This is a genomic window from Xanthomonas sp. NCPPB 1132 (assembly GCF_056629235.1).
This window is the reverse complement of record NZ_CM152819.1, coordinates 4,449,297-4,472,772: the sequence shown is the minus strand read 5'-3', so window position 1 is coordinate 4,472,772 and position 23,476 is coordinate 4,449,297. Positions and strand designations below refer to the sequence as shown.

The 23,476-nt window shown below is 70.4% G+C and carries 22 protein-coding genes; 15 read left to right on the top strand and 7 right to left on the bottom strand.

Annotation, left to right across the window (positions count from 1 at the left end; translation table 11 throughout):
* Positions 1-219 precede the first annotated feature (219 nt).
* The 14 genes from AC1G9L_RS19205 (at position 220) to hglS (ending at position 16,039) form a co-directional block, all read left to right on the top strand.
* Complete coding sequence (locus tag AC1G9L_RS19205; RefSeq protein ID WP_481069736.1) at positions 220-3,012, top strand: TonB-dependent receptor plug domain-containing protein; 2,793 nt, start codon at positions 220-222, stop codon at positions 3,010-3,012.
* 87 nt (positions 3,013-3,099) lie between these two features.
* Positions 3,100-3,900 (top strand): N-acetylmuramoyl-L-alanine amidase, encoded by an 801-nt coding sequence (locus AC1G9L_RS19200; protein ID WP_481069735.1) that lies wholly within the window; start codon positions 3,100-3,102, stop codon positions 3,898-3,900.
* A 113-nt stretch (positions 3,901-4,013) separates the two neighbouring features.
* Positions 4,014-4,934 (top strand): hypothetical protein, encoded by a 921-nt coding sequence (locus tag AC1G9L_RS19195; protein WP_481069734.1) that lies wholly within the window; start codon positions 4,014-4,016, stop codon positions 4,932-4,934.
* Between the two features lie 384 nt (positions 4,935-5,318).
* Entirely contained in the window at positions 5,319-6,104 is a 786-nt protein-coding gene (locus AC1G9L_RS19190; protein WP_019801738.1) for a hypothetical protein, read from the top strand.
* A gap of 156 nt (positions 6,105-6,260) precedes the next feature.
* Entirely contained in the window at positions 6,261-8,171 is a 1,911-nt protein-coding gene (locus tag AC1G9L_RS19185) for an XVIPCD domain-containing protein (RefSeq protein ID WP_481069733.1), read from the top strand.
* Positions 8,172-8,393: 222 nt separating this feature from the next.
* Positions 8,394-8,945 (top strand): lysozyme inhibitor LprI family protein, encoded by a 552-nt coding sequence (locus AC1G9L_RS19180; RefSeq protein ID WP_481069732.1) that lies wholly within the window; start codon positions 8,394-8,396, stop codon positions 8,943-8,945.
* A 69-nt stretch (positions 8,946-9,014) separates the two neighbouring features.
* Complete coding sequence (locus AC1G9L_RS19175; protein ID WP_019801079.1) at positions 9,015-10,379, top strand: VgrG-related protein; 1,365 nt, start codon at positions 9,015-9,017, stop codon at positions 10,377-10,379.
* 124 nt (positions 10,380-10,503) lie between these two features.
* Positions 10,504-11,265, top strand: a complete 762-nt coding sequence (locus tag AC1G9L_RS19170; protein WP_481069731.1) for a M15 family metallopeptidase — start codon at positions 10,504-10,506, stop codon at positions 11,263-11,265.
* Between the two features lie 30 nt (positions 11,266-11,295).
* The gene (locus AC1G9L_RS19165; protein ID WP_010340161.1) at positions 11,296-11,493 is read left to right on the top strand and encodes a CPXCG motif-containing cysteine-rich protein; all 198 of its coding nucleotides are present in this window, start codon (positions 11,296-11,298) and stop codon (positions 11,491-11,493) included.
* 79 nt (positions 11,494-11,572) lie between these two features.
* The gene (locus AC1G9L_RS19160) at positions 11,573-11,962 is read left to right on the top strand and encodes a hypothetical protein (protein ID WP_019801077.1); all 390 of its coding nucleotides are present in this window, start codon (positions 11,573-11,575) and stop codon (positions 11,960-11,962) included.
* 236 nt (positions 11,963-12,198) lie between these two features.
* The gene (locus AC1G9L_RS19155) at positions 12,199-12,588 is read left to right on the top strand and encodes a hypothetical protein (RefSeq protein ID WP_019801076.1); all 390 of its coding nucleotides are present in this window, start codon (positions 12,199-12,201) and stop codon (positions 12,586-12,588) included.
* A 199-nt stretch (positions 12,589-12,787) separates the two neighbouring features.
* Positions 12,788-13,546, top strand: a complete 759-nt coding sequence (locus AC1G9L_RS19150; RefSeq protein WP_019801075.1) for an HAD family hydrolase — start codon at positions 12,788-12,790, stop codon at positions 13,544-13,546.
* A gap of 150 nt (positions 13,547-13,696) precedes the next feature.
* Positions 13,697-14,287 carry a hypothetical protein gene (locus tag AC1G9L_RS19145; RefSeq protein WP_481069730.1) on the top strand — a complete coding sequence of 197 codons (591 nt, stop codon included), beginning with the start codon at positions 13,697-13,699 and terminating at the stop codon, positions 14,285-14,287.
* Between the two features lie 390 nt (positions 14,288-14,677).
* The gene (hglS, locus tag AC1G9L_RS19140) at positions 14,678-16,039 is read left to right on the top strand and encodes a 2-oxoadipate dioxygenase/decarboxylase HglS (RefSeq protein ID WP_481069729.1); all 1,362 of its coding nucleotides are present in this window, start codon (positions 14,678-14,680) and stop codon (positions 16,037-16,039) included.
* Between the two features lie 395 nt (positions 16,040-16,434).
* On the opposite strand, the gene AC1G9L_RS19135 is transcribed toward hglS, so the two are convergent.
* The 6 genes from AC1G9L_RS19135 to AC1G9L_RS19110 form a co-directional block, all read right to left on the bottom strand.
* Positions 16,435-17,805, bottom strand: a complete 1,371-nt coding sequence (locus AC1G9L_RS19135) for a leucyl aminopeptidase family protein (protein ID WP_481069728.1) — start codon at positions 17,803-17,805, stop codon at positions 16,435-16,437.
* A gap of 49 nt (positions 17,806-17,854) precedes the next feature.
* The gene (locus tag AC1G9L_RS19130) at positions 17,855-18,571 is read right to left on the bottom strand and encodes an HAD-IA family hydrolase (protein ID WP_019800140.1); all 717 of its coding nucleotides are present in this window, start codon (positions 18,569-18,571) and stop codon (positions 17,855-17,857) included.
* A 118-nt stretch (positions 18,572-18,689) separates the two neighbouring features.
* Complete coding sequence (locus AC1G9L_RS19125; protein WP_481069727.1) at positions 18,690-19,802, bottom strand: AI-2E family transporter; 1,113 nt, start codon at positions 19,800-19,802, stop codon at positions 18,690-18,692.
* Positions 19,803-20,052: 250 nt separating this feature from the next.
* Positions 20,053-20,535, bottom strand: coding sequence for a hypothetical protein (locus AC1G9L_RS19120; RefSeq protein ID WP_481069726.1), 483 nt, complete (start codon positions 20,533-20,535; stop codon positions 20,053-20,055).
* Complete coding sequence (locus tag AC1G9L_RS19115; RefSeq protein ID WP_019801902.1) at positions 20,532-21,008, bottom strand: hypothetical protein; 477 nt, start codon at positions 21,006-21,008, stop codon at positions 20,532-20,534. Before AC1G9L_RS19115 ends, AC1G9L_RS19120 begins: the two co-directional genes overlap by 4 nt.
* A 7-nt stretch (positions 21,009-21,015) precedes the next feature.
* On the bottom strand, positions 21,016-21,387 hold the full coding sequence (locus AC1G9L_RS19110; RefSeq protein WP_019801903.1) for a hypothetical protein: 372 nt from the start codon (positions 21,385-21,387) through the stop codon (positions 21,016-21,018).
* 174 nt (positions 21,388-21,561) lie between these two features.
* Between AC1G9L_RS19110 and AC1G9L_RS19105 the strand changes: the two genes are divergently transcribed.
* Positions 21,562-21,789, top strand: a complete 228-nt coding sequence (locus tag AC1G9L_RS19105; RefSeq protein WP_019801904.1) for a hypothetical protein — start codon at positions 21,562-21,564, stop codon at positions 21,787-21,789.
* Between the two features lie 10 nt (positions 21,790-21,799).
* On the opposite strand, the gene AC1G9L_RS19100 is transcribed toward AC1G9L_RS19105, so the two are convergent.
* Complete coding sequence (locus AC1G9L_RS19100) at positions 21,800-23,236, bottom strand: Do family serine endopeptidase (RefSeq protein WP_481069725.1); 1,437 nt, start codon at positions 23,234-23,236, stop codon at positions 21,800-21,802.
* Between the last annotated feature and the right edge of the window lie 240 nt (positions 23,237-23,476).

Sequence of the window (23,476 nt, the reverse complement as noted above, 5' to 3'; positions counted from 1 at the left end):
CTGCACAGGGGAAGCGTGGCGATGGCGCTGGGGAACGTGCAGGCAGCGCACGGCAGCGCCGCGTCCGCTCTGCAAGATGCAGGAACCCGCAACACGATGGCCGCGTGCCGCGCACGCGCCATCGCCGTGTGCGTGGACGCCAGGGACAGGCGCGCGGCGGTGGCCGCGCCCGCGGCGTTCGCGCCATCCACCCGCGCCATGCAGGAGAGCCGCGTGCCCATGCGAATCGTTCGTCGTCCTTTTCCCTTGCGGCCCGTGCGCGTGGCGCTGGCCGCGCTGACGACGCTGGCCGCGGCCTCGCCGGCAGCGGCCGCGGCGCAGGAACAGGCGGCGACCCCGCGCGATCTCGATGCGGTGCTGGTCACCGGTTCGCGCATCGCCCGCGCGCAGGTGGAAGGCCCGGCGCCGGTCACCGTCATCACCGCCGAGGACATCCGCAAGCAGGGCTTCGCCACGGTGTGGGAATCGCTGGGCACGCTGACCCAGTTCAGCGGCAGCACCTTCAACGAGAGCGACCAGACCGGCAGTTCGCCCAACGGCCAATACCTCAACCTGCGCGGGCTGGGGCCGGGCTACCAGCTGATCCTGCTCAACGGCAAGCGCATGGCCGACTACCCGCAGCCCTACGGCGCCAACGGGACCGCGGTCAGCCTGGGCAGCATTCCGGCGGCGGCGGTGGAGCGCATCGAAGTGATGAGCGGCGGCGCCTCGGCCATCTACGGCTCCGACGCGGTCGCCGGCGTGGTCAACATCATCACCAAGCGCGATTTCCAGGGCGATAGCCTGCGCGTGCGCGCCGGCATCACCACCCGCGGCGGCGGCGATACCGGGCAACTGCAGTGGAGCGGCGGGCGCCGCGGCGACGGCTGGAGTGTCACCTACGCCTTCGAGCGGCTGGACCGCGAACCCATCGTGGCGCGCCAGCGCAGCTTCATGGATTCCTACGACGACCATCCTGCCAACAAGGCCGACCCCAGCTCGCCCAACGTGTCGATCTCCGGCGTGTACCTGCGCCGCGGCAGCACCTATCTGTGGCCGCAGGCGGGCACGCTGTCGACCTCGCCGCAGGCGCTGGCGGCAGCCTGCACCGCGACCAATCCGGCGTTCCGGCCCTACCGCACCAGCGACAGCCTGGCCGCGCCCAACCGCTGCGGCGCGTTCGACTACTACGCCGGGCGCTCGGTGCAGAACGGCTACGGCAAGACCTCGGCCTACCTGGCCGGCGATGCCGAGCTCGGCCACGACGTGGTCGCCTATGCGCAACTGCTGGCCAACCGCTCGCAGGACAAGAGCTCCAGCCAGACCCACTACTACATCGGCGAAGGCGCGTTCACCGCCTACGATCCGGACCTGGGGCTGGTCACCGCGCAGCGCATCTTCCTGCCGGACGAGGTGGGCGGGATCAAGACCATCGACTACGACGAGCGCAGCTGGAACCTCAACGCCGGCGTGCGCGGCAAGGCGCTCGGCGGGCGCTTCGACTGGGACGCCAGCGTGTCGCTGTCGCGCTACGACATCACCACGCGGCGCCCACGCTTCCTCACCAATGCGGTGCGCGATTACTACTTCGGGCCGGTGCTGGGCTATCGGCCGGACGGCACCGAAATCCGCCGCGTGCGCCCGGACCGGTTGTTCGCGCCCGGCAGCCCGGCGCTGTACCAGCAGCTCACCACCGAAGTGGTGAGCCGCGGCGAATCGGCCACCGACCAGGCCCAGTTCGTGGTCAGCGGCGACCTGTTCGAGCTGCCGGCGGGCATGGTGCAGATCGCCACCGTGCTCGAAGCCGCCCGGCAGACCTACGACCTGCAGCCCGATCCGCGCACCACCGTCGACTACACCGGCAGCGAGCGCATCTACAACCTCACCCAGACCCCCGGCGGCGGCCCGCGCAAGCGCTACGCGGCCGGCCTGGAGCTGCGCGTGCCGATCGCCAGCCGGCTCAGCGCCACCCTGGCCGCGCGCTACGACGCCTACGACGACATCACCGCGGTCGATGGCGCAGCCACCTGGCAGGCCGGCCTGGAGTGGCGTCCGTTCGACACCCTGCTGCTGCGCGGCAGCCACGCCACCAGCTTCCGCGCGCCGGACCTGCTGTGGATCTATGCCGGCACCAGCGCCAACAACCCCACCGTGGTCGACGAATACCTGTGCCGCCGCGACGGCCTGGATCCGTTGTCGGCGGCCTGCGCGAGCGCGCACGAGTACCAGACCTTCTCCACTCAGGCCTCCAATCCGCTGCTGCGCGAGGAGACCGGCAAGTCGACCACGCTCGGCGCGGTGTGGGACGCGCTGCCGGCGCTGTCGCTGAGCGTCGATTACTACCGCATCGAACTCAAGGGCCGGGTCGAGGCCATCTCCAGCGAAACTCTGCTGGAGAACAACGCCAACTGCCTGCTCGGCCGCGACCGCGCCGGCGCCGCGGTGGACACCGCCTCGACGGCCTGCCGCTTCTATCTGGACGCGGTCACGCGCAGCCCCGGCACCGACCTGACCAGCGAAGGCCAGATCACCGCGTTCAAGACCTTCCCCATCAACCAGTCGCTGATGCGCACCGATGGCATCGACGCCAGCCTGCGCTACGACCTTGACCTCGGCGCCTGGGGCACGCTCGGCCTGCAGGGCGGGCTGACCCGGGTGCTGCGGATGGAGGTGGCGCAGTTCGCCGGCGCGCGCCCGGTGGACGTGATGAACGACGTCGACTACCTGGCGTTCCGCACGCGCAGCAACTGGCGTGCGAACTGGAGCCGCGGCGACTGGTCGGCCAGCGTGTACGGCTACCGCTACGGTTCGCGGCCCGACTACGCCGACCGTGGCCGCGTGGCGCCCTACCTGGTGTGGAACCTCGACCTCGCCAAGCAGATCACCGACAAGGCCACCGTCGGCCTGAGCGTGCTCAACGTGTTCGACGCGCTGCACCCGCGCGACGACACCTACACCACCTGGCCGTACTTCCCGCGGGTGTACAGCGCGATCGGGCGGCAGTGGGCCGTCAACTTCAACTACCGCTTCTGAGCGCGCGGCGGTGAGCGCCGACGTGCCCCTGCACACCGCCGCCGCACCGATTGCGTACGCTTGTGCGTCCCCGACCAGGATGTGCCCATGACCCGCGTTCCCGTGCCGTCCCCATCCGCCGTGCGCCGGCTGCTGCTGCTGGGCACGCTGGCGCTGCTCGGGGCCTGCGCGCACGCGCCGCAGCGCAATCCGCTGGCCACCTGGGTGCCGTCGCCGAACTACGACACGCGCCGGCCGATCCTGATCGTCATTCACTACACCGACCAGCACTCGGTACAGCAGAGCCTGGACACGCTGCGCTCGCACAACAGCAGGGGCAAGGTCAGCGCGCACTACCTGATCGGCCGCGACGGCACGCGCTACCAACTGGTCGCCGACCAGGATCGCGCCTGGCACGGCGGCGCCGGACGCTGGGGCACCATCACCGACATCAATTCCGCCTCGATCGGCATCGAACTGGACAACGACGGCAAGACCCCGTTCGCGCAGGAACAGATCGCCAGCCTGCTGATCCTGCTCGAGGACCTGTGCACGCGCCTGCGCATCCCGCGCAGCCAGGTGGTCGGGCACGAGGACTTCGCGCCCTCGCGCAAGGTCGACCCGGGTCCGCTGTTCCCGTGGAAGCGGCTGGCCGAGGCCGGCTTCGGCCGTTGGCCAGCCGCCGACACGCCGCCGGCGCCGCCCGGCTTCGATCCGTGGCAGGCGCTGGCGCTGATCGGCTATCCGGTCGACGACCGCGCCGCGACTCTGCGCGCCTTCCACCACCACTACCGTGGCAACGACGCCACCGACTTCGACGCCGAAGACCTGCGCATCCTGTACGCGCTGACCCAGCCGCTGCTGGCGCGGCCGCAGCCGGTCCCGGCGATGGAGCCGGACGCACCCTGAGCCGGCGCGCCGTGGCGCCAGCGTCGGTCCTGGCGGCGTGCACGCCTGTCACTTGGCGCCGCCGCGGTTCTTGGTAGCATCGCGCGCCAACGGACTCCAAAGGACGCAGTGCGATGAGGCGAGGAACCACGGCCCTGTGGGCGGCCACCTTCCTGCTGTTGGGCGGGTGCAAGGACAAGGCTGCCGATGCGCCGGCGGCGCAGACCCCGGCAACGGCGAGCGCCCCCGCAGCGCCTGCCGACACGAACGCGGCGGCACAGCCGGTCGTCGCCGAGGTGCCGGCGCCGGGCCAGGTGCTGGCCGACATCTACGGCGCCAAGGGCGATGGCTCGGCGTCCTATGCCATCGACAACGGCGCGGTGGCCAGCTTCTGGTACGGCTATCGCTTCGACCTCGGCGGCAAGCAGTACTACACCGGGTTCGCCAACGCCACCGGCGGCAAGTACGCCAAGCCCGGCGACCAGGGCGGCGACCAGGACATGCCCGATCCGGCCGCCACCGTCAGCATCAGCCAGGCCACCTACGTGCTCGACAGCGCCGGCGGCAAGCCGACCTGGACCCTGTTCCACGCGCAGCGCTGGGCCGGCGACTTCGGCTCCGACGGCAAGGCCGACACCCTGGACGAACAGCGCAAGCCGCAGAGCACCCCCACCCAGGACGGCCACCTGCTGCTGGCGCTGCCGACCACCCGCTTTGCCGACGGCATCACTAGCGCCGGCTTCGCGATCTTCACCTTCGACCCGAACAAGAACGACCTGGGCGACTACAAGGGCTGGGTGTACCTGGGCACGGTCGCCGCAGGCGAGGACAACAGCGCCGCCTGCGACGACCAGGGCACCATGAAGTGCGCCACCAGCACCGGCACGCTGAGCTTCGTGCCGCCGGCCAGCGGCACTGTGCCGTCGCTGCGGATCGCCCTGCAGGGCACGGCGGTGGAAGGGCCGGGCAAGGTCCGCACGCTGGGCCCGGCCGACGCCGTCACCTACACCTACGACCCCGCCAAGCAGCAATACACCCCGCCGCTGGACCGCTGAACGGACGGCGCGGGGACGTGACGCGGCGCGCGCGGCGGCGGTGGTTTCGGGCGAGGGACCTGGTTTAAGATGCGCCCCACGGGGCCTGATGATCAGGCGAGTCATTCGCGAGCGGCATGGGATGCTGCACTCGCCCGAAGATGCCGGTGTGGATTGCCGGCGTGCGGTTCGCCATGCGCGACCGCCATCACCGCCCCTGCTCGGGGCCGCAGTGCACGTCACCGTCGTTCCGTCCGAACTCGCGCCTGCCGGCAGCATCGTCCATGCCGGGGCGTCGCGTCCGTGCCATGCGCGTCTGCGCCATGGCGCACGCGGCAGCAGGGCGTGGCGGACGGTGCGGGTGGGCTCCCTCGGCTTCTTCACCGAATACAGGATGTTCTGGACATGTCGAACGACAACAAGCGCGCCGCCGCTCCCGAAGCGCCACCCGATGCGGGCAGCGTGCTGTACCTGATCTACGGCTGGGACGGCGATGGCGCCGTGTCCTACGAGATCGACAACGGCGCCGTGGTGAATTTCTGGGGCGGCCAGCATCTCGAGCTGGAAGGCAAGCAGTACTACACGGGTTTCAGCTACGCCACGCCGGGCCACTACGGCATCGACGATGCGGAAACCTTCCCGAACCCGGGCGAGGGCGTCTCGCTCGGTGCCGCCACCTTCCTGCTGACCACGCCCGGCGGCGAGCGGCCGTGGATGGTGCTGCACGCGCAGCGCTACATCGGCAGTTTCGGCGCCTACGCGCGCGCCGATGCGTTTGATACCAGCCGCGCGCCGCAGCAGCATGCGCTGGGCAATGGCCGGTTGCTGCTGGCCATGCCCACCACCCGCTTCGGCAACGGCATCACCGAGGCCGGCTTCGCGCTGTTCGTGTTCGATCCGAACCGGCACGACCTCGGCGATTACCGCAGCTGGGTCTATTGCGGCACGGTCGCGGCCGGCGAGGACAACGAGGCGGCCAGCGATCCGGATGGCGTGGTGCCGCACGTCTCCAGCACCGGCACCCTGGAATTCCAGGCGCTGCCCGGCCAGCCCATGCCGGCGCTGCGGGTGGCGCTGCACGGCACCGCCATCGCCGGTCCCGGCCGTGCACGCCTGCTCGATGGCAGCGACGTGCTGCAGTACGCCTACGACCCGGACAGCGGCCAGTACCGTCCCACGCCCGACGCATGACCCCGGCGGCGCGCGGCGGCGCGCCGCTGGACGCAGCACCCGATGTTCCGCAGTACGCAATCGTTCTGTTGACCGCGCACTAACAAGCTCATGGACGAGCTCGGTTGACCCAGGCGGCCGCGATGGCCGTACCTCAACCTCAAGGAGTTACACGAGATGGCACGCGATACCACCAAGGCAGAGAATCTCGACATCATCGAGCGGGAAGCCAGGCAGCGGCAGATTCCGGTCGACGACTTCATGCGCTTCGCCTACATCGAAACCGGCGGCCGCTTCGACGAGCAGGCCAGTCGCGGTCCCAACAGCGCCAAGGGCCTGTTCCAGTTCACGCCCGGCGCCGCCAGCGCCTACGGCATCCGTGGCCGCGAACTCGATGCGGTAGCCAACACCGATGCCGCCGCGCGCATGTACCAGGACAACCGCAACAGCCTGACCCGCCAGCATGAGCGCGACGGCCGCCCCTACCTGTCCGGCAACGCGCAGCCCGACGGCCTGGACATGTACATGGCGCACCAGCAGGGCGCCGGCGGCTACCGCTCGATCCAGGCCGCCATCGCCACCGGCCACTTCGAACTGAAGGGCACCCGCGCCAACATCCTCAACAACGTGCCCGGCGAAAAGGACGCGCAGGGCGCGCGCCAGTTCCAGGCCTACACCGGCACCTCGCTGGCCGACTTCAAGAAGCTGTCCGACCAGGACATGGCCAAGGCCTTCGTGAAGTACTGGGACGCCAAGTACGACCACATCGCGATCCCGGAAAAGGGCATCAAGCCGCTCGCCGAGGGCCAGGCCGCGCCGGCGCCCGCGCGCACGCCGGCAACGGCCGGCGGCAAGCAGGGCGGCCACGACGGCATCGCCCTGACCGCCGCCTATGACCTGGGCGTCAAGCACGACGACGTCAAGTACGCGATCAACGTCAAGAGCAGCAAGTACTACCACCCGGGCGTGGACGGCAAGCATCTGTCGCAGGGCTACATCGACTGTTCCGGCTGGGTGACCGAGCTGCAGAACGCGACGATGAACGAGATCAACCGCAAGGCCGGCCGCGACGTGTTCACCCAGAAGGACATGCTGGTGCAGGGCATGACCGGCTCCGGCGAGATCGTCAAGAAGGCCTACGACAGCTCCGGCGTGCTGCTGGAGGGCAAGGACGTGTTCAAGCCCGGCGCGTTGAAGGAAGGCATGGTCATCGGCGTGGACTCGGGCAAGACCGCGCACGAGCACTGGAAGGGCATCGACCACATCATGATGGTCGTGCGCGATCCCAAGAGCGGCGAACTGCTGGTCAGCCAGTCCACCGGCAGCAAGGGCGTCAACACCATGCCGCTGGACGACTACCTGGCCACGCACCACAACGCCAAGCTGTTCGCCTCCGATCCGCTGGCCAAGGGCCGCGACCTGTTGCAGGACCGCCAGCAGACCCAGGCGCAGACGCAGGGCGCGCAGGAACCGCGCACGGCGCTGAAACCGGGCGAGCAGGGCGCCGACGTCAAGGCGATGCAGCAGCGCCTGATCGAACTGGGCATCAAGGACGACCAGGGCAAGCTGCTCAGCGGCACCGGCTACTACGGCGATCGCACCAAGGAAGTGGTCGCCAACCTGCAGCGCGAGAAGGGCCTGGCGCCGACCGGCGTCGCCGACAAGGCCACCCTGGAGGCGATCGCCAGGCAGCCGGCGCAGGCCAAGTCCGACGCGGCGACGCTGGCCGACAACCCGCTGTACAGGCAGGCCCTGGAGCACCTGCAGAAGCAGGGCCCCAACGGCGGCTTCAAGAGCGCCGAAGAGATGCAGCGCGCCGCCGGCCAGGTCGCGTTCGAGGCCAAGGTCAGTGGCATGCAACGCATCGACGACCTGGTGCCCAGCGGCGACCGCCGTGGCCTGATCGCCGTGCAGCGCAATCCCGACAATCCGCACGACGTCAATCGCGCCTACGTGGACAGGCAGCAGGCCGCGGCGGTGCCGCTGGAGCGCAGCCAGCAGCAGTTGGCCGCCGAAACCCAGCGGCAGGCGCAGGAGCAGGCGCAGCAGCCCGACCCGCAACGCGAAAAGACCCAGTCGCCGCGCTGATCGGCCTCGCGGCAACGGCCGCCGTCGCGCTTCGTGCGGCGGCGGTCGTGCGCGGAGATGCCGATCGCTGCGCAAGACCGCCGTGCATGCGCCGGCGCGACATTGCCCAACGCCGGCCAAACACGATCACCTGCCATCGCGGCGTGCGATGGACAGGGTGCACGACGATCGATTAGAACCTCGCCTTCCCGCTCGCGCAAACGACAAGGACGCATTCCGACCATGGCCATCGCCAAGGCGTTCCAACGCTCTTCCCTGCTGCTGTTGTGCGTGGCCGCCGCCGCGTGCAGTGCGCCGTCTTCCACGCCCAGCCAGACGCAGGCGCCGGCCGCTCCGGCGGCGGACGCTGCGGCCGCCGCGTCCCCTGCCGCCGCGCACGCTGCCGGTACCCAGGCCGACGCGGGCGCGGCCACGCCGTCTGCACCGGCTGCGCCACCCAGCCCTTCCACCGCTTCAGGAGATTCCCCCGTGCTGCGACCGTCCTACGACACCTGCATCACCGCCGCCGGCGGCGCGACCCCGGCGATGCTGGACTGCATTTCCGACGAACACGCCTACCAGGACCAGCGCCTCAACACCGCCTACAAGGCGGCGATGGCCAAGCTGGGCGAGGCCGAGCAGCATGCGCTGCGCGAGCGGCAGCGCAAGTGGATCGCCGAGCGCGACGAGAAGTGCGTCGCCGATCCGGACGGCGGCCAGGCCGAGCGCGTGGATGCGGCCGAATGCCGCCTGGAAATGACCGCACGCCGCGCCGACGAACTCGAAGCGCACTGATTTCACCCTCTGCATTGAACCCCGACGCGCGGCGCCTTCCACGCCGCGCGTCCTGCCAAGGAGAACGCGATGAGCGACAAGGATTGGGAACTGGGCCAGACCTCCAAGCACTACGAGACCGGCGGCCGCGGCGCGTCGACCGTGTCCTCCGGCGTCGACGACCCGGGCGGCGTGTCCTACGGCTCGTACCAGATGACCTCGCAGACGACGACCCGTGAGGGCAAGGTCATCAACGGCGGCACCGTCGCTGCCTTCGTCAAGGAAAGCAAGTACGGCGACGACTTCGCCGGCCTCAAGCCGGGTTCGGACGCCTTCAGCGCCAAGTGGAAGGAACTGGCCAAGACCGACCCCGGCTTCGGCCAGGAACAGCACGACTACATCAAGCGCACCCACTTCGACAAACTGGTCGACCGGCTCAAGGACAAGGGCATGGACCTGTCCGACCGCGGTCCGGCGGTGCAGGATGCCATGTGGAGCACCGCGGTCCAGTACGGCCCCGGCAGCGACAAGAAGCCGGGCGGGTCCGGCGTGTTCCTGCGCGCCATGGAGGAAAAGTTCGGCAAGCAGGCGGATCTGTCAAAGATTTCCGACAAGGAGATCGTCAGCGCGGTGCAGGACTACAAGGCCGAGCACGTCAAGGAGCTGTTCCCGCGGGTGCACAAGCAGAAGACCCTGGACTCGCTGCAGAACCGCGCCGAGAACGAGAAGGCCGACCTGCTCAAGCTGGCCGACCTCGGCAAGACCGTCGCCAAGCCCGGCGAGCAGCGCGACGGGCACACCGCGCCGAAGCCGCACGACGGCCATCGCGAGCCGGCCGCGCACAACGGCGTGCTGGCGCGCAATGCGCAGGGCGAGGCGGTGAAGGGCCTGCAGGAGAAACTGGCCACGCTCGGCTACCTGGAGGCCAAGGATGCGATCGGCACCTACGGGCCGAAGACCGAAGCGGCGGTGGAGAAGTTCCAGCAGGACCAGCACCTGAAGGGCGTGGACGGCAAGGCCGGCCCGGAGACGCTGGCCGCGATCGAGCGTAGCGTGCAGCGGCAGCAGGGCGTGGAGCAGATGCGGCGCGACAGTCCGCTGTTCGATCAAGCGGTCGCGCAGCTGGAAAAGCAGGGGCGCAACGGTGGCTACGGCGACCGCGAGTCCATGCAGCGGGCGGCCGGGCAGCTGGCGTTCGAGGCCAAGGTCAGCGGCATGTCGCGCATCGACGACCTGGTCGCCAGCACCGATGGCCGCGGCATGATCGCCGTGCAGCGCAATCCGGAGAACGCGCACGACGTGCATCGCGCCTATGTCGACCGCCAGCAGGCGGCGGCCGTGCCGCTGGAGCAGAGCCAGCAGCAACTGGCGGCCGAAACCCAGCGCCAGGCGCAGGAGCGGCAGGTGCAGGACCAGCAGCGCACCCAGACCCAGGCGCAGACGCCCGGGCGCTGAGTCGCGCTGCGCAGGGCGGTCATCGGCACGCGCCGCTGGCCGCCATGCATTGCGCAGTTCGCATCGCGCGTAGTTGCAGGCGCGCGGCAGGACAGCGGCCGCGGCCATGGCCTATGCTGCGTACATGTCGCATGACCGCCGCTCCGACTACCACCGTTCCTCGCGCACCTGGGCCCGGCCTGGCGCACTGCGCGCAGTGGGCCTGGCGCTCGCGCTCGTCGTCGCGCCTGCCGCGCTCGCCGCCGAGCCCACCACTTCGCCGGCGACCACGCCGGAACAGGCGGGACTGGTCGACGTGCACACGCTGGCGCCGGACATCGCGATGGACATCCGCTACGCCGGCCACGACAACTTCACCGGTCGCCCGGTGCCCGGCTACGACGCACCCAAGTGCTATCTGCTGGCACCGGTGGCCAAGGCCCTGGCGCAGGTACAACGCGACCTGCATGCCAAGGGTTACCGCCTGCAGGTGTTCGATTGCTACCGGCCGCAGCGCTCGGTCCGCGCCTTCGTCGCCTGGGCGCGCGATCCGCAGGACCAGGTGGCCAAGGCGCGCTACTACCCCAAGCTCGACAAGGGCGTGCTGCTCGGCGACTACATCGCCGAACACTCCGGCCACAGCCGCGGCGCCACCGTCGACCTGGGCCTGCTGGACTGCCGCCAGGGCGCGTGCCGCGCGCTGGACATGGGCGCCGGCTTCGACTTCTTCGACCCCAGCGCGCACACCGACACGCCGGCCATCGACGCCACCCAGCGCGCGCATCGTCAGCAATTGCTGAAGGCGATGGCCGCGCGCGGCTTCGTCAACTACCCGATGGAATGGTGGCACTACACCTTCCAGCCCGAGCCCAGTCCCGGCGTCGCCTTCGACGTGCCGGTGCGCTAGCGTCTCCCTCCCATCGCCACGGACTCGCCCATGACCGGTACCCACCAGTTCGTCGACCTGCAATGCCCTTACTGTGGCGAATGGATCGACGTCGCCCTGGATCCGTCGGTGGACGTGCAGCAATACGTGGAGGACTGCCAGGTGTGCTGCAAGCCGATGCTGATGACGGTGCGCTGGGACGAGGACGGCGCGCCGGTGGTGAGCGCGATCGCCGAAAACGCCAGTTGATCCGCGCGCCGGCGCGGCGCGCCGCACGCCGATGCGCGACAGCCTCTAGACTTGCGTCCTTGCCGACCGAGGACACCCGATGAACCTGCCGCTGCACTTCGGCCTGCTGGGCTCCCTGGAAGCCGGGCTGATCGCCTTGGCGGTCGGTTTCCTGGTGTATGCGCTGTGGCAGTGGCTGGGCCGGCGGCTGGGCTGGTCCGAGGGCCAGCAACTCGGCGGCGCGTGCCTGATCGCGGTGGCGGTGTCGGCCGGCATCGACTGCTGGAACCTGTTCTACACCAGCATCGTGCGCCTGGAGTCGCCGCTGTACGCGCGCATCGCCCTGGCCAGCATCCACGATCCGGACGAACTGGGTTCGCGGGTGGTGCTGGAGGTGGCCGGCGCGCTGTCCGGCGTGGCCCTGGCGTGGATCGTGTTCAGGGCGCGTTCAAGCGAAAACGTCGGCGACGGTGGTCACGAAACACGCTGAAACAGACGTTTTCTTTCTGCAATCCAAACGTCTCGAATGGACGCCTTACTGCTTGCTGACGGAATCCTAACCAGTTCGGTAGCGCGCCGCAGGAGCGCCGTGGTTAACGATCCGTTTTGCGGCGATTTTCGACAGGGAATGGATTCAGTCTGAGGCCGGCACGGTAGCGCCGTGTTCCGGAATCGACCGGACATGCCACACCGAGAGCCAAACCGAACGCCAAGGAGAATCCACCCATGAACATCCGCACCCGCACCCCGCTGATCGGTACCGCCGCCATTCTCGCCGCCGCGCTGGCCCTGCCGGCCTTCGCCCAGGATGCGCAGGCCGACGCCGCCGCGCAGGCGCAGACGCAGTCGTCCACCAGCGCCACCGGCCAGAGCGGACAGGCCGGTGCGGCCTCGGGCGGCGCCCAGACCTGGGCCGACGTGGACGCCGACAAGGACGGCGCCATCAGCAAGCAGGAGGCGCAGGTCAACGCCGGCCTCAGCCAGATCTTCGCCCAGGCCGACACCGACCATAACGGCAAGCTGACCCCGGACGAATACAAGGCCTACGTCGCCAAGCAGCAGGGCGGTGCGGCCACCGGCGGCAGCACCGGCAGCGACAGCAACGGCGGCCAGTAACGGGAGCTGGACCGGCGCGGCGGTGGCGCGGCGATGAGGACGCGCACCGCCCGCCGGGACCGAATCGATCAAGACTGACGCGCAGTGGCGCGCAATGCGATCCACACGACGGCGGCCCTCGGGCCGCCGTCGTGCGTTTGTACGGGATGCAGCACCGCATGTCCTACGGCCGTCTGTGCGGCGCTGCTATGCTTGGCCGATGCCCACGCCCACCGCTCTGCGCTCCTCTCCCATCGCCCTGGTCGGTTTCGACGGCGACGACACCCTGTGGAAGAGCGAGGACTATTACCGCGACGCCGAGGCCGCGTTCGAAGCCATCCTCGGCCAGTACCTGGACCTGCATGACACCGCCACCCTGCAGCATCTGCTGGCGGTGGAGCGCCGCAATCTCAAGGTCTTCGGGTATGGAGTGAAGGGCATGACCCTGTCGATGATCGAGGCGGCGATCGAGCTGACCGAGGCGCGCATTTCCGCGCGCGACATCGGGCGCATCGTCGAGATCGGCCGCGCCACCCTGCAGCATCCGGTGGAGGTGATCGCCGGCGTGCGCGAAGCGGTGGCGGCGATCGCCGCCGAGTTCGAGATCGTGCTGATCACCAAGGGCGACCTGTTCCACCAGGAAGCCAAGATCGCGCAGTCCGGCCTGGGCGACCTGTTCCCGCGCATCGAGGTGGTATCGGAGAAGGACCCGCAGACCTATGCCAGGGTGCTGTCCGAATTCGGCATCGGCGCCGAGCGTTTCGTGATGATCGGCAACTCGCTGCGCTCGGACGTGGAGCCGGTGATCGCGCTCGGCGGCTGGGGCATCCATACGCCGTACACCACCACCTGGGCGCACGAGGCCGAGCACGGGCTGTCGGCCGACGAACCGCGCCTGCGCGAAGTGGCCGCGGCCGCGGACTGGCCGCAGGCGGTGGCGGATCTCAACCGGCATGCGGTGAGCCTGCAGCGGGGCTGAGTGGATCCCTCGCCCAGCGGCGTTGGCATCACCGGCCGCTGGCTGTGTCGCGTAGGAGCGGCTTCAGCCGCGACACCGCCGAGCCCGCGGTGCACATCCCTGCCAGCGTGCCGCGCTGACAGAGCCCACGGCCTCCGGCAGAATCGACGCATGCGTCTGCTTCCGTCTCCTGCCGGTCTGTTCCTGTGCGCTGCCCTGTTGGCTGCCGGCCCGGCCATGGCGCAGGGGGCGGCGGCGCCCGCGCGCGCCCCTGCCTCCGAGGGTGGGGATGCGGCACCGGTCGAGGTGCCCGGCACCGACGATGCCTGGATCGATCGCCAGTTGCTGGATATCGACCGCTACGCCGCGCGCTACCCCGACAGTTTCCTCGACGAGGTGGTGCGCTACGCACAGATGCCGCGCGGCTACGCCGAGGTGCTGCTGCGCGAGCGGCGCTGGCCGCCGCGCGATGTCTATGTCGCCGCGTTCCTCGCCAAGGCGGCGGGACGGCCCTACCGCGAGGTGGTGCGCGCGCGCACGGCCGCCGGCGTCCCGGCCGGCTGGGCGACCGTGGCGAGCGACATGGACGCGCCGCCCGGTTCGCTGGCCTACCGCGCGCTGCGCCATGCCATCGTCGCCAGCTACGACCACTGGGACCGGCCGATCGTGCTGGACGCGCTGTTGCGCCGGCAACTGGGCGACCGCGCCGCACGCGACCGCGCCGCGGCGCAGCCGCAGGACGGATCTGCGCGCACGAAATAGGCGCGGTGCAGCACGACGACACGGGGCGGCCGCCTGCACGTGCGCCCATGTCGTTGCGCGAACGTCCCGTTGCCCTGCACGGCATGCAGGCACAGGGATGCATCAACGTCAGCACACACAAGCCCCTCTCCCCCGGGAGAGGGGTTGAGGTGAGGGTCGGGGCGCGCAGCGCCTCAGGCAGTTTGGGTGCACGAGGCTGCGCCCGGACCCTCATCCGCCCCTGCGGGGCACCTTCTCCCGGCGCGAGAAGGAGACAGCGGTGCCGGCCACTTCCGTGCCGCACCGGTACGCGCCGCCCATTCATCCACACTGGCCGCGCCGCCGCCACAGCGCGAGAATAGGCGTTCTGCCGGTCCTGCCGCCGGCGCCACCGCCGTCCCGGACCGCCCGATGACCAACGCCTTCGTTTCGCCCGACGCTATCCGCAGCCTGTTCGCGCAGGCCATGTCCGACATGTACCGCACCGAGGTGCCGCTGTACGGCACGCTGATGGAGCTGGTGGCGCAGGTCAATGCGCAGACCCTGGCCGCGGACCCGGCGCTGGAGGCGCAACTGCAGCGCAACGACGAGCGCGCGCGGCTGGATCAGGAACGGCATGGCGCGATCCGTGTCGGCACCGCCGAGGAACTGGCCACGCTGCGCCGCCTGTTCGCGGTGATGGGCATGGCGCCGGTGGGCTATTACGACCTGTCGGTGGCGGGCGTGCCGGTGCACTCCACCGCGTTCCGTCCGCTGGACGCCGCGTCGCTGGCGCGCAACCCATTCCGCGTGTTCACCTCGCTGCTGCGCCTGGAGCTGATCGAGGACCCGGCACTGCGCGAACAGGCCGCGCAGATCCTCGCCAAGCGGCGCATCTTCACCGACGGCGCGCTCGCGTTGATCGCGCAGTGCGAACGCGACGGCGGCCTGGGCGAGGCCGATGCGCAGCGCTTCGTCGCCGAGGCGCTGGAAACCTTCCGCTGGCACAGCGATGCCACCGTGAGCCTGCCGACCTACCGCGCGCTGAGCGAGGCGCACAAGCTGATCGCCGACGTGGTCAGCTTCCACGGCCCGCACATCAACCACCTGACGCCGCGCACCCTGGACATCGATGCCGCGCAGGCGGAGATGCTGCGCCGGGGCATCGACGCCAAGGCAGTGATCGAAGGCCCGCCGCGCCGCGCCTGCCCGATCCTGCTGCGCCAGACCAGCTTCAAGGCCCTGGAGGAAACCGTACGCTTCCCGGCGGGCGCGGACGGCGCCGAGGCCGGCACCCACACCGCGCGGTTCGGCGAGATCGAGCAGCGCGGTCTGGCCCTGACGCCGAAGGGCCGCGCGCTGTACGACGCGTTGCTGGAACGTGCACGCGCCGCCGATGGCAGCGCCGGTGCCGACTACGCCACGCGCCTGCAGGCGGCCTTCGCCGATTTCCCCGACGACTACGCCACCCTGCGCCGCGAGGGCCTGGGTTATTTCCGCTACGCCCTGACCGATGCCGGTCGCGCCGCGGGCGCTGCGGCCCTGGCCGGCAAGCCGGCCGAAGCGCTGATCGCCGACGGCCTGGCCAGCGCCGACCCGATCGTCTACGAGGACTTCCTGCCGGTCAGCGCCGCCGGCATCTTCCAGTCCAACCTCGGCGGCGGCGAACAGCGCGCCTACGCCGCACACGCCAACCGCGCCGCGTTCGAGCAGGCACTGGGCGCGACGGTGCACGACGAGTTCGCGATCTACGCCGGCATCGAACGCGATTCGCTGCAGGCGTTGGCGGGTTGAGGCGGGGGAATGGGGAATGGGGAATGGGGAATGGGGAATCGCAACAGCGGCTTCCCATCTTCGTTTCCCCACACGCGCACGACCGATGTGGCGGTGCATTGTGGGAGGGACTTCAGTCCCGACGGCGTCCGAAGCCAACCACGCTGCTCACACCATTGCGCGTCGCGGCTGAAGCCGCTCCTACGAGGGCGCGGCCGGCGCGACGGAGACACTGTGGGAGGGACTTCAGTCCCGACGGCATCCGAAGGCGACCAAACCGCACACCGCCGCATCGCAGCCGAAGTGGCTCCTGCACCAGATGCATGCGCGGCAATGAACCGCGTGCTGTTGCCTAGCCACCGGCGCAGCAGCGCCAGCCTGCGCGACCTCGGCCGCACAGCCGCATCGAACGGGGCTTACCCCGCGTAACGCGCCTTGAGCATGGCGTACGCCGAACGCAGCGCCAGTGCTTCGCCACCCGCCGGGCGGCCGGGGCGGTCGCTGTCGTTCCAGGCGTACACGTCCAGGTGTGCCCACGCCTGCCGCGCCGGTACGAAGCGCTCCAGGTACAGCGCCGCGGTCACCGCGCCGGCCATGCGCGAGCCAGCGTTGGCCAGGTCGGCGACCGAGCTGGTGAGGTAGCGCAGGTAAGGGCGCCACAGCGGCATGCGCCAGACCGGATCGCGGGTGCGCTCGCCGGCGGCGATCCAGGCTTGCGCCAGCGTGTCGTCGTTGCAGAACAGCGCCGGCAGATCCGGACCCAGGGCGATGCGCGCGGCACCGGTCAGGGTGGCGAAATCCAGGATCGCGTCGGGGCGCTGCTCGCCGGCATAGGCCAGCGCATCGCACAGCACCAGGCGGCCTTCGGCGTCGGTGTTGTCGATCTCCACGCTGGTGCCCTGGCGGGTGGCGATGACCTCGCCCGGGCGGAACGCATTCGGGCCCACGGCGTTTTCCACCGCCGGCAGCAGCACGGTCAGCCGCAGCGGCAGGCGCTGCGCCATCACCAGTCCGGCCAGCGCCAGCGCGTGTGCGGCGCCGCCCATGTCCTTCTTCATGTTGCGCATGCCGTCGGCCGGCTTCAGGTCCAGGCCGCCGGTGTCGAAGCACACGCCCTTGCCGACCAGCGCCACGTGCGGATGCGCCTCCTCGCCCCAGCGCAGCACCAGCAGCCGCGGCGCGCGGTGCGAGGCGCGGCCGACTGCGTGGATCGCCGGGAAGTTCTGCTCCAGCAGCGCGTCGCCGACGATGCTCTCGAACTGCGCGCCGTGTTCGTGCGCGATCGCGTGTGCGGCCTCTTCCAGTTGCTCCGGCCCCATGTGCTCGGTCGGCGTGTTGACCCAGTCGCGCACGCGCAGGCTGGCGGCGATCAGGTCGCGCACTTCGGCCTGCGGCGTGGCCAGCAAGTGCGCCGGCAGCCGCGGCGGTTGCTTGTAGCGGGCGAAGCGGTAGCTGCCCAGGCCCCAGCCCAGGTGCAGCGCCGCCAGCGTGTCCGCGTCCAGCGCCGTTTCCACCCGCCAGGTACTGCCGGCCGGCAGCGCGAAGGGCGCATGCGCGTAGGCATACGCATCGCCGCGATCGCCGACGCCCAGCACCGCGGCGGCCACGCCGTCGGCGCCCGGCAGCAGCAGCACGCTGCCCGGCGCGGCCATGAATTGCTGGGTATCCATCCACGCCACCCAGGCCGGCGATTGCGCTGCGCGCCATTCGGCCAGGTGTTCGCGGTCGAGCACGTACAGCGGCAGGGCGTGGGGGGAGGCGTCGGTGAAGCCGGTCGGCAGGGACATCAGCGGATCCTTGAAAGGGGGAGAGGACCGGCGGGCGAGGGCGCGCGAATCAGGCGCGCGCCGCGGCGGCCGGCTGGGTCGCGTCCAGCCAGTCGGCCAGGCCGGTGAGGGTGTCGAAGTGCAGGTCGGGCGGGGTCGACGGATGCCAGGCCTGCGCGTCGCGGTTGATCCAGCAGCCGCGCAGGCCGGCCTGCATCGCGCCGACCACGTCGATCTCGATGTGGTCGCCCACGTGCAGCACCTGCGCGCAGGGCAGGCCCAGGCGCGCGCAGGCGGCGCGGAAGATGCCCGGGTCCGGCTTGGCTGCGCCGTGTTCGCGGGCGCTGAGCTGGAAGGCGAAATGGTGGTCCAGGCCGATCGTGGCCAGGTCGGCATTGCCGTTGCTCAGCGCCACCATCGGCACGCGCGCGGCGATGCGCTCCAGCGCGGCGATGCTGTCCGGATAGCACTCCACTTGGTTGCGCGCGGCATGGAACACCGCATACGCAGGCTCCAGCAACGCTTCATCGGCACCGCTGTCCTGTAGCGCACGGCGCAGGGTCAGCCGGCGCAGTTCGCTGAGGTCGTGATGCAGGTGCGGGTTCGCGGCGAACACCTCTTCGCGCAGTTGCCGCATCGCCGCGACCGGGAAGCGCGCGGCGGTGGCCGGGCTGTGCTGCAGCAGCCAGTCGTGCAGCACCTGCTCGATGCGCGCACCGATGGGCGCGAACGGCCACAGGGTGTCGTCCAGATCCAGCGTGATCGCGCGGACGGGGAAGGAGGGCATGGAAGTCACCGGCGCATTTTACGCCAAGCGCCGAGGCCTACGATGGCCGTGCCCGGTAGACATTACCCGCGCGCTTCCACCAATCCCCAATCCCGACTCCCGACTCCCGACTCCCTTCTCACTCCAGCAGCCGCGCCCAGCGCTGCATGCCGTCCACCCGCGCCAGCACCATCTTGATGCACACCAGCAGCGGCACCGCCAGCAGCAGGCCGATCATGCCCCAGAGCCAGCCGAACAGCATCAGCGCCAGGATCAGCATCAGCGGCGAGATCGCCATGCGCCGGCCGAGCACGATCGGCGTCACCACCTGGCCTTCCAGGGTGTGCAGGGCCAGGTACAGGATCGCCGGCAGCGCCGCGCTCAGCGGATCGCGGAAGGCGACGAAGCCCATCAGCAGCATCAGCACCGCGCCGATCAGTGGCCCCACGTACGGCGCGAAGTTCAGCAGCGCCACTACCGTGCCCCACAGCAGCGCTTCCTGCGGCGGGATCTTCAGCACGATCAGGATGCCGGCGAAGATCAGGCCGACCAGCGTGTTGATCACGGTGATGGTCAACACGTAGCGCGAAACCTCGCGTTCGATCGAACGCAGGATCTCGGTGGTGAACTTCTGCTGCTGGCGGCTGGGCAGCAACGCGATCGCATGGCGTTGCAGGTTCTCGCCGAACACCATGAAGAAGAACGTCAGCAGCACCACGGCCAGCGCCGAGGCGGCCAGCCGCGGGGTCCGCACCAGCGCCTTGTAGGGATCGTCCATCTGCGTGCGGATCACCTGCACGCGGCGGCCGCTCTCGCCGCCGGCGGCGCGCGCGAAGTTTTCCGCGGCCTGGTTGGCCTGCTGCATCGGCTTGGTCAGATCGCGCACCTGGGTGGCCAGGTGGCGCAGCTGCGCCGGCGCCTGCTGCGCCCACTCGGCGGCGGGGCCTGCCAGCTGCACGGTGAGCGTCGTCGCAACCGCCATGCCCGACAGCAGCACCAGCAGCGCGGCCAGGAAGCGCGGCAGGTACAGCCGTTGCAGCATCCGCAGGATCGGGTTGCCGACCAGGGCGAAGAAGGCCGCAAGCAGGATCGGCAGGATCACGTCCTGCGCGGCCCACAGGGTGTAGCAGACCGCCAGGGTGGCCAGCACCACCAGCGAGACCGGTCCGCGCGGACGCGGTGCGGGCGGCGGCGGCAGGGTGCCGTGCGGCGCGTCGTCGGCGACGGCCGCGGGATCGGGAACTGTGCTCATCGAACCTGCGATGCGGTGGCCGCGCCGCGCGCCGCAGTGCACGCGCCGAACGGCGTCGGAAAGGAAGCGAAGTGTAGGCCGATCGTGGCCGGCGCGGTATCAAGACCGCGTGGCCGTCGCGTGCGCGCGGCGTGGCGGCGCCGTCATCACAGCGGCTGCAGAGTCCGTCGTAGGAGCGGCTTCAGCCGCGACAGGCTTTACCGGGAACGCCCCGTCGCGGCTGAAGCCGCTCCTACACCGCGGGCTCGCCCTAGCGCTCGGACAGGTCGGTCGCCGCTTCCGCGGCGGCCGGGTGCCCGGGGCGCGAGGCCGTCGGCGGCCGCACCGGCTGCGGACGAGCAGGGGAGGGCGGAACCGGTGTGGCGGGCGGCGGCGTCTGGGTGGCGGCATCCACCGCCGCGTCCTGTGCCGTGTCCGCGGCCTCTTCCGCATCGTCGGAGGCGCGCTCGGCGTTATCGGACGCGCTCTTGGCGGTGGTGGCGTTGATCAGGCTCGACACCGCGCTGAGCATCTGCAGCCAGCGTGCACCGCCGAGCTTGCCGACCACCGCCGCCGGTTCGGCGCGCCCGACCAGGAAGCCGGTGCCGAGGCCGACGATCACGATCCGCCATGGCGTCCAACCTTCGCGCCAGACCTGCTGCAAGGTCGTCCAGTGCGTGCGCACCTGCTCCTGGCGTCCTTCCAGCACCGCTTCGGCGCGGGCGATACGGTGCTGCAATTGCCGCAGGCTCATGGCGTGGCCTCACCCTTGGCGACGTCTTTGTCGCCGTCCTCGTCGTCGCCGCCGATGCCCAGCTTGGCCAACTGGCGGCGGGTGGCGTCGAGCTTGCTCATGTCGAAATAGCGCAGCGCCTGCCAGGCACCGAGCGCAGTGACCACCAGGCTGAAGGCCGCGGTCGCCGAGATCGATGCCAGCCACGACCAGCCCATGCGCTGCAGCAAGGCGATCATCGCGCCCATCAGCAGCATCCAGGCCGAGGCGCCGAACGCCACCGCCACGGTCATCCACACGAAGGCCCGCGCCAGAGCGGCACGGGCCAGGGCGAAGTCCGCGGCCACCAGCTTGCGCAGGGCGCGGCCGGTGTCCAGGGTGGCGGTGAGTCCTTCGCGTCCGGCCGTGCCGAGCGCGCGGAAGGACTCCTCCAGCGACGGTGCGGCCGCGGCGTCTGCCGCGGCGCCGTCGGTGCGGGCCTGCTCCTCGCTCACGCGCGGCTTACTTGTCGCCGCCGCTGCGCGCCAGCTTGGCGATGATCCAGCCGGTGGCGAAGGCCACGCCGAACGAAGCCAGCGGGCGCTCGCGGATCAGTTCGGCAGCGCTGTCGATCAGGTCGCGGCCCTTGTCCAGCAGCACGTCCACCTGCTCCTTCGCTGCCGCGCCGCCGAACTCGGCCGCCGCCAACCCGGACAGGGCGCTGTCGGACAGCTCGGCCTTGACGTTGGCCTTGCCCAGCTTCAGTTCCTCGCCGGCGGCACCGGCAGCGCCCTTGATCGCTTCGCCGGCGTAGCTGGCCGCGGACTTCAGGTGCGCGCCGGCTTCGCTCAGGTTGTCCTTGAGGTTCTCGGTATTGGTCGGGCTGGCATTCATGGGCATGTCTCCTCTGGGGTTTGGGGGCCTGCCGTCCGCCGATGCGGACGCTGCGCAGAACGGGGCGACACCAATACCATCGGCGGGGTGTACGGGGTGTTAGCTCGTCGCCATAAGCGGTACGCCATAGTGTCGGCGCTCGCCGGCGAGCGGCCAAGTCCCGGAGGAACCGCAATGCATCGTTACGGCAACCGGAGCGGCCATGCCGGGGTGGTCGCCTACGACAGCGGCCCGGACTGGATCGTGCTGCGCTTCGCCGACGGCGCCAGCTATCGCTACGACCGCCAGCATCCCGGCCTGCTCCATGTCATGGAGATGCAACGCCTGGCCGCGGCCGGGCGCGGCCTCACCACCTACCTCAACCAGCACGTGCGCGACGACTACGCCGCGCGCCTGGACTGAGCGCGCCGGCTCACTGCATGACCAGGTCGGCCTGCGCGCCGCCGCGCACCACGCGCAGCACCAGTTGCGCCGGCTTGCGCGCGAAATTGGCGCGGTAGCTGGCCAGGTCGGCGAACTCGCCGACCGAGGCGGCCACCACGATGTCGCCGCTGGCCAGGCCGTTGCGCGCCGCACGGCTGCCGCGCGTCACGTTGCCGATCAGCACGCCGGAGATGCCGGACTGGCGCAGCGATTCGGGCAGGTCGGCGAAGGTGGCGCCGCTCAGCCGTGGATCCAGCGACTCGCCGCTGATCGCGCGCGGCTGTTCCTTGAGCGTGGCCTTGAGCTGCAGCGGCTTGCCGTCGCGGCGCACGTCCAGGGTCACGGTGCTGCCCACCGGCTGCAGGCCCTCGTAGTTGTGCAGCGCCTCGGCGCTGTCCAGGCGCTCGCCGTTGGCAGCGACCACCACGTCGCCCGGCTGCAGCCCGGCGGCCGCGGCCGACGAGCCGGCCAGCACCCGCGTCACCAGCGCCCCGCGCGGCGCCGACAGGCCCAGGCCCTGCGCCATCTGCGAGGTCAGGTTCTGCGTCTCGATGCCCAGAGTGCCGCGGATCATCACCCCGTTGTTCTTGATCAACTGGTCGACCACCGCGCGCGCCAGGTTCGACGGGATCGCCAGGCCCAGGCCGATGTTGCCGGCCATGCTGCCCTGCGGGTTGAAGCTGGCGGTGTTGATGCCGACCAGTTCGCCGCGCAGGTCCACCAGCGCGCCGCCGGAGTTGCCGGGGTTGATCGAGGCGTCGGTCTGGATGAAGTTCTGGTACCCCAGGCCGCGGATGCCGTTGCGGCCCATCGCCGAAACGATGCCGGAGGTGACGGTCTGGGTGAAGCCGAACGGGTTGCCGATGGCCGCGACGAAATCGCCCACGCGCAGCTTGTCGCTGTCGCCCAGGCGGATCTCGGTGAGGTTGTCGGCCGTGATCCGGATCAGCGCGATGTCGGTGTCCGCGTCCGAGCCCATGAACTCGGCCTTGAAGCTGCGCCCGTCGGCCAGGGTCACCTGCACGTCGTCGGCGTTCTCCACCACGTGGTGGTTGGTCAGCACGTAGCCGTTCTTCGCATCGATGATCACGCCCGAACCCAGCGACTCGTTGATGCGCTCCTGCGGGATGTCCGGGAACAGGCGGCGCAGGATCGGGTCGTTGAAGAACGGATTGCGCACCCGCACCACCTGCTTGGTGTTGATGCTCACCACCGCCGGCATCACCTTCTGCAGCATCGGCGCCAGCGACGGCAGCGGCTCGCCGGCCACCGAGGACGGCAGGCGCGCGGCCGCGGACAGGGGCGGCGGTGCCGCGGCGGGCGCGGCCTCGGCGCGGTTGTCCAGTTGCGCATTGATCGCGGTGGCGGCGAAACCGCCGAAGGCAGCGGCGGCGGTCAGGGTCAGCAGCGTAGGCAGCGGTCGCATGGGGTCGGTTTCCGGGGAACGCGGGAGACGTGGGGCAGATGGGCGCGCGTGCGCGTAAATCAAGATGAACGCGCCGCGTTTAACCGCCAGTGAAAGCGCTCCGGTGCCGCCTGCGCAAGGCCGAAATGGCGCCTTGCGTGCGCGGCGCAGCGACAGCGCCGGATCGCGTCGCGGCGACGTTGACAGTGGGCCTGCCCGGCGTTAGCGTTCACGCGTGTCGCAGCCACTACATGTAGCGGT

What these genes read in the sequence shown, in the direction of transcription:
- AC1G9L_RS19205 (WP_481069736.1), top strand. Translation starts at nt 220, where the DNA reads ATGCGAATCGTTCGTCGTCCTTTTCCCTTGCGGCCCGTGCGCGTGGCG.
- AC1G9L_RS19200 (WP_481069735.1), top strand. Translation starts at nt 3,100, where the DNA reads ATGACCCGCGTTCCCGTGCCGTCCCCATCCGCCGTGCGCCGGCTGCTG.
- AC1G9L_RS19195 (WP_481069734.1), top strand. Translation starts at nt 4,014, where the DNA reads ATGAGGCGAGGAACCACGGCCCTGTGGGCGGCCACCTTCCTGCTGTTG.
- AC1G9L_RS19190 (WP_019801738.1), top strand. Translation starts at nt 5,319, where the DNA reads ATGTCGAACGACAACAAGCGCGCCGCCGCTCCCGAAGCGCCACCCGAT.
- AC1G9L_RS19185 (WP_481069733.1), top strand. Translation starts at nt 6,261, where the DNA reads ATGGCACGCGATACCACCAAGGCAGAGAATCTCGACATCATCGAGCGG.
- AC1G9L_RS19180 (WP_481069732.1), top strand. Translation starts at nt 8,394, where the DNA reads ATGGCCATCGCCAAGGCGTTCCAACGCTCTTCCCTGCTGCTGTTGTGC.
- AC1G9L_RS19175 (WP_019801079.1), top strand. Translation starts at nt 9,015, where the DNA reads ATGAGCGACAAGGATTGGGAACTGGGCCAGACCTCCAAGCACTACGAG.
- AC1G9L_RS19170 (WP_481069731.1), top strand. Translation starts at nt 10,504, where the DNA reads ATGTCGCATGACCGCCGCTCCGACTACCACCGTTCCTCGCGCACCTGG.
- AC1G9L_RS19165 (WP_010340161.1), top strand. Translation starts at nt 11,296, where the DNA reads ATGACCGGTACCCACCAGTTCGTCGACCTGCAATGCCCTTACTGTGGC.
- AC1G9L_RS19160 (WP_019801077.1), top strand. Translation starts at nt 11,573, where the DNA reads ATGAACCTGCCGCTGCACTTCGGCCTGCTGGGCTCCCTGGAAGCCGGG.
- AC1G9L_RS19155 (WP_019801076.1), top strand. Translation starts at nt 12,199, where the DNA reads ATGAACATCCGCACCCGCACCCCGCTGATCGGTACCGCCGCCATTCTC.
- AC1G9L_RS19150 (WP_019801075.1), top strand. Translation starts at nt 12,788, where the DNA reads ATGCCCACGCCCACCGCTCTGCGCTCCTCTCCCATCGCCCTGGTCGGT.
- AC1G9L_RS19145 (WP_481069730.1), top strand. Translation starts at nt 13,697, where the DNA reads ATGCGTCTGCTTCCGTCTCCTGCCGGTCTGTTCCTGTGCGCTGCCCTG.
- hglS (WP_481069729.1), top strand. Translation starts at nt 14,678, where the DNA reads ATGACCAACGCCTTCGTTTCGCCCGACGCTATCCGCAGCCTGTTCGCG.
- AC1G9L_RS19135 (WP_481069728.1), bottom strand. Translation starts at nt 17,805, where the DNA reads ATGTCCCTGCCGACCGGCTTCACCGACGCCTCCCCCCACGCCCTGCCG.
- AC1G9L_RS19130 (WP_019800140.1), bottom strand. Translation starts at nt 18,571, where the DNA reads ATGCCCTCCTTCCCCGTCCGCGCGATCACGCTGGATCTGGACGACACC.
- AC1G9L_RS19125 (WP_481069727.1), bottom strand. Translation starts at nt 19,802, where the DNA reads ATGAGCACAGTTCCCGATCCCGCGGCCGTCGCCGACGACGCGCCGCAC.
- AC1G9L_RS19120 (WP_481069726.1), bottom strand. Translation starts at nt 20,535, where the DNA reads ATGAGCCTGCGGCAATTGCAGCACCGTATCGCCCGCGCCGAAGCGGTG.
- AC1G9L_RS19110 (WP_019801903.1), bottom strand. Translation starts at nt 21,387, where the DNA reads ATGAATGCCAGCCCGACCAATACCGAGAACCTCAAGGACAACCTGAGC.
- AC1G9L_RS19105 (WP_019801904.1), top strand. Translation starts at nt 21,562, where the DNA reads ATGCATCGTTACGGCAACCGGAGCGGCCATGCCGGGGTGGTCGCCTAC.
- AC1G9L_RS19100 (WP_481069725.1), bottom strand. Translation starts at nt 23,236, where the DNA reads ATGCGACCGCTGCCTACGCTGCTGACCCTGACCGCCGCCGCTGCCTTC.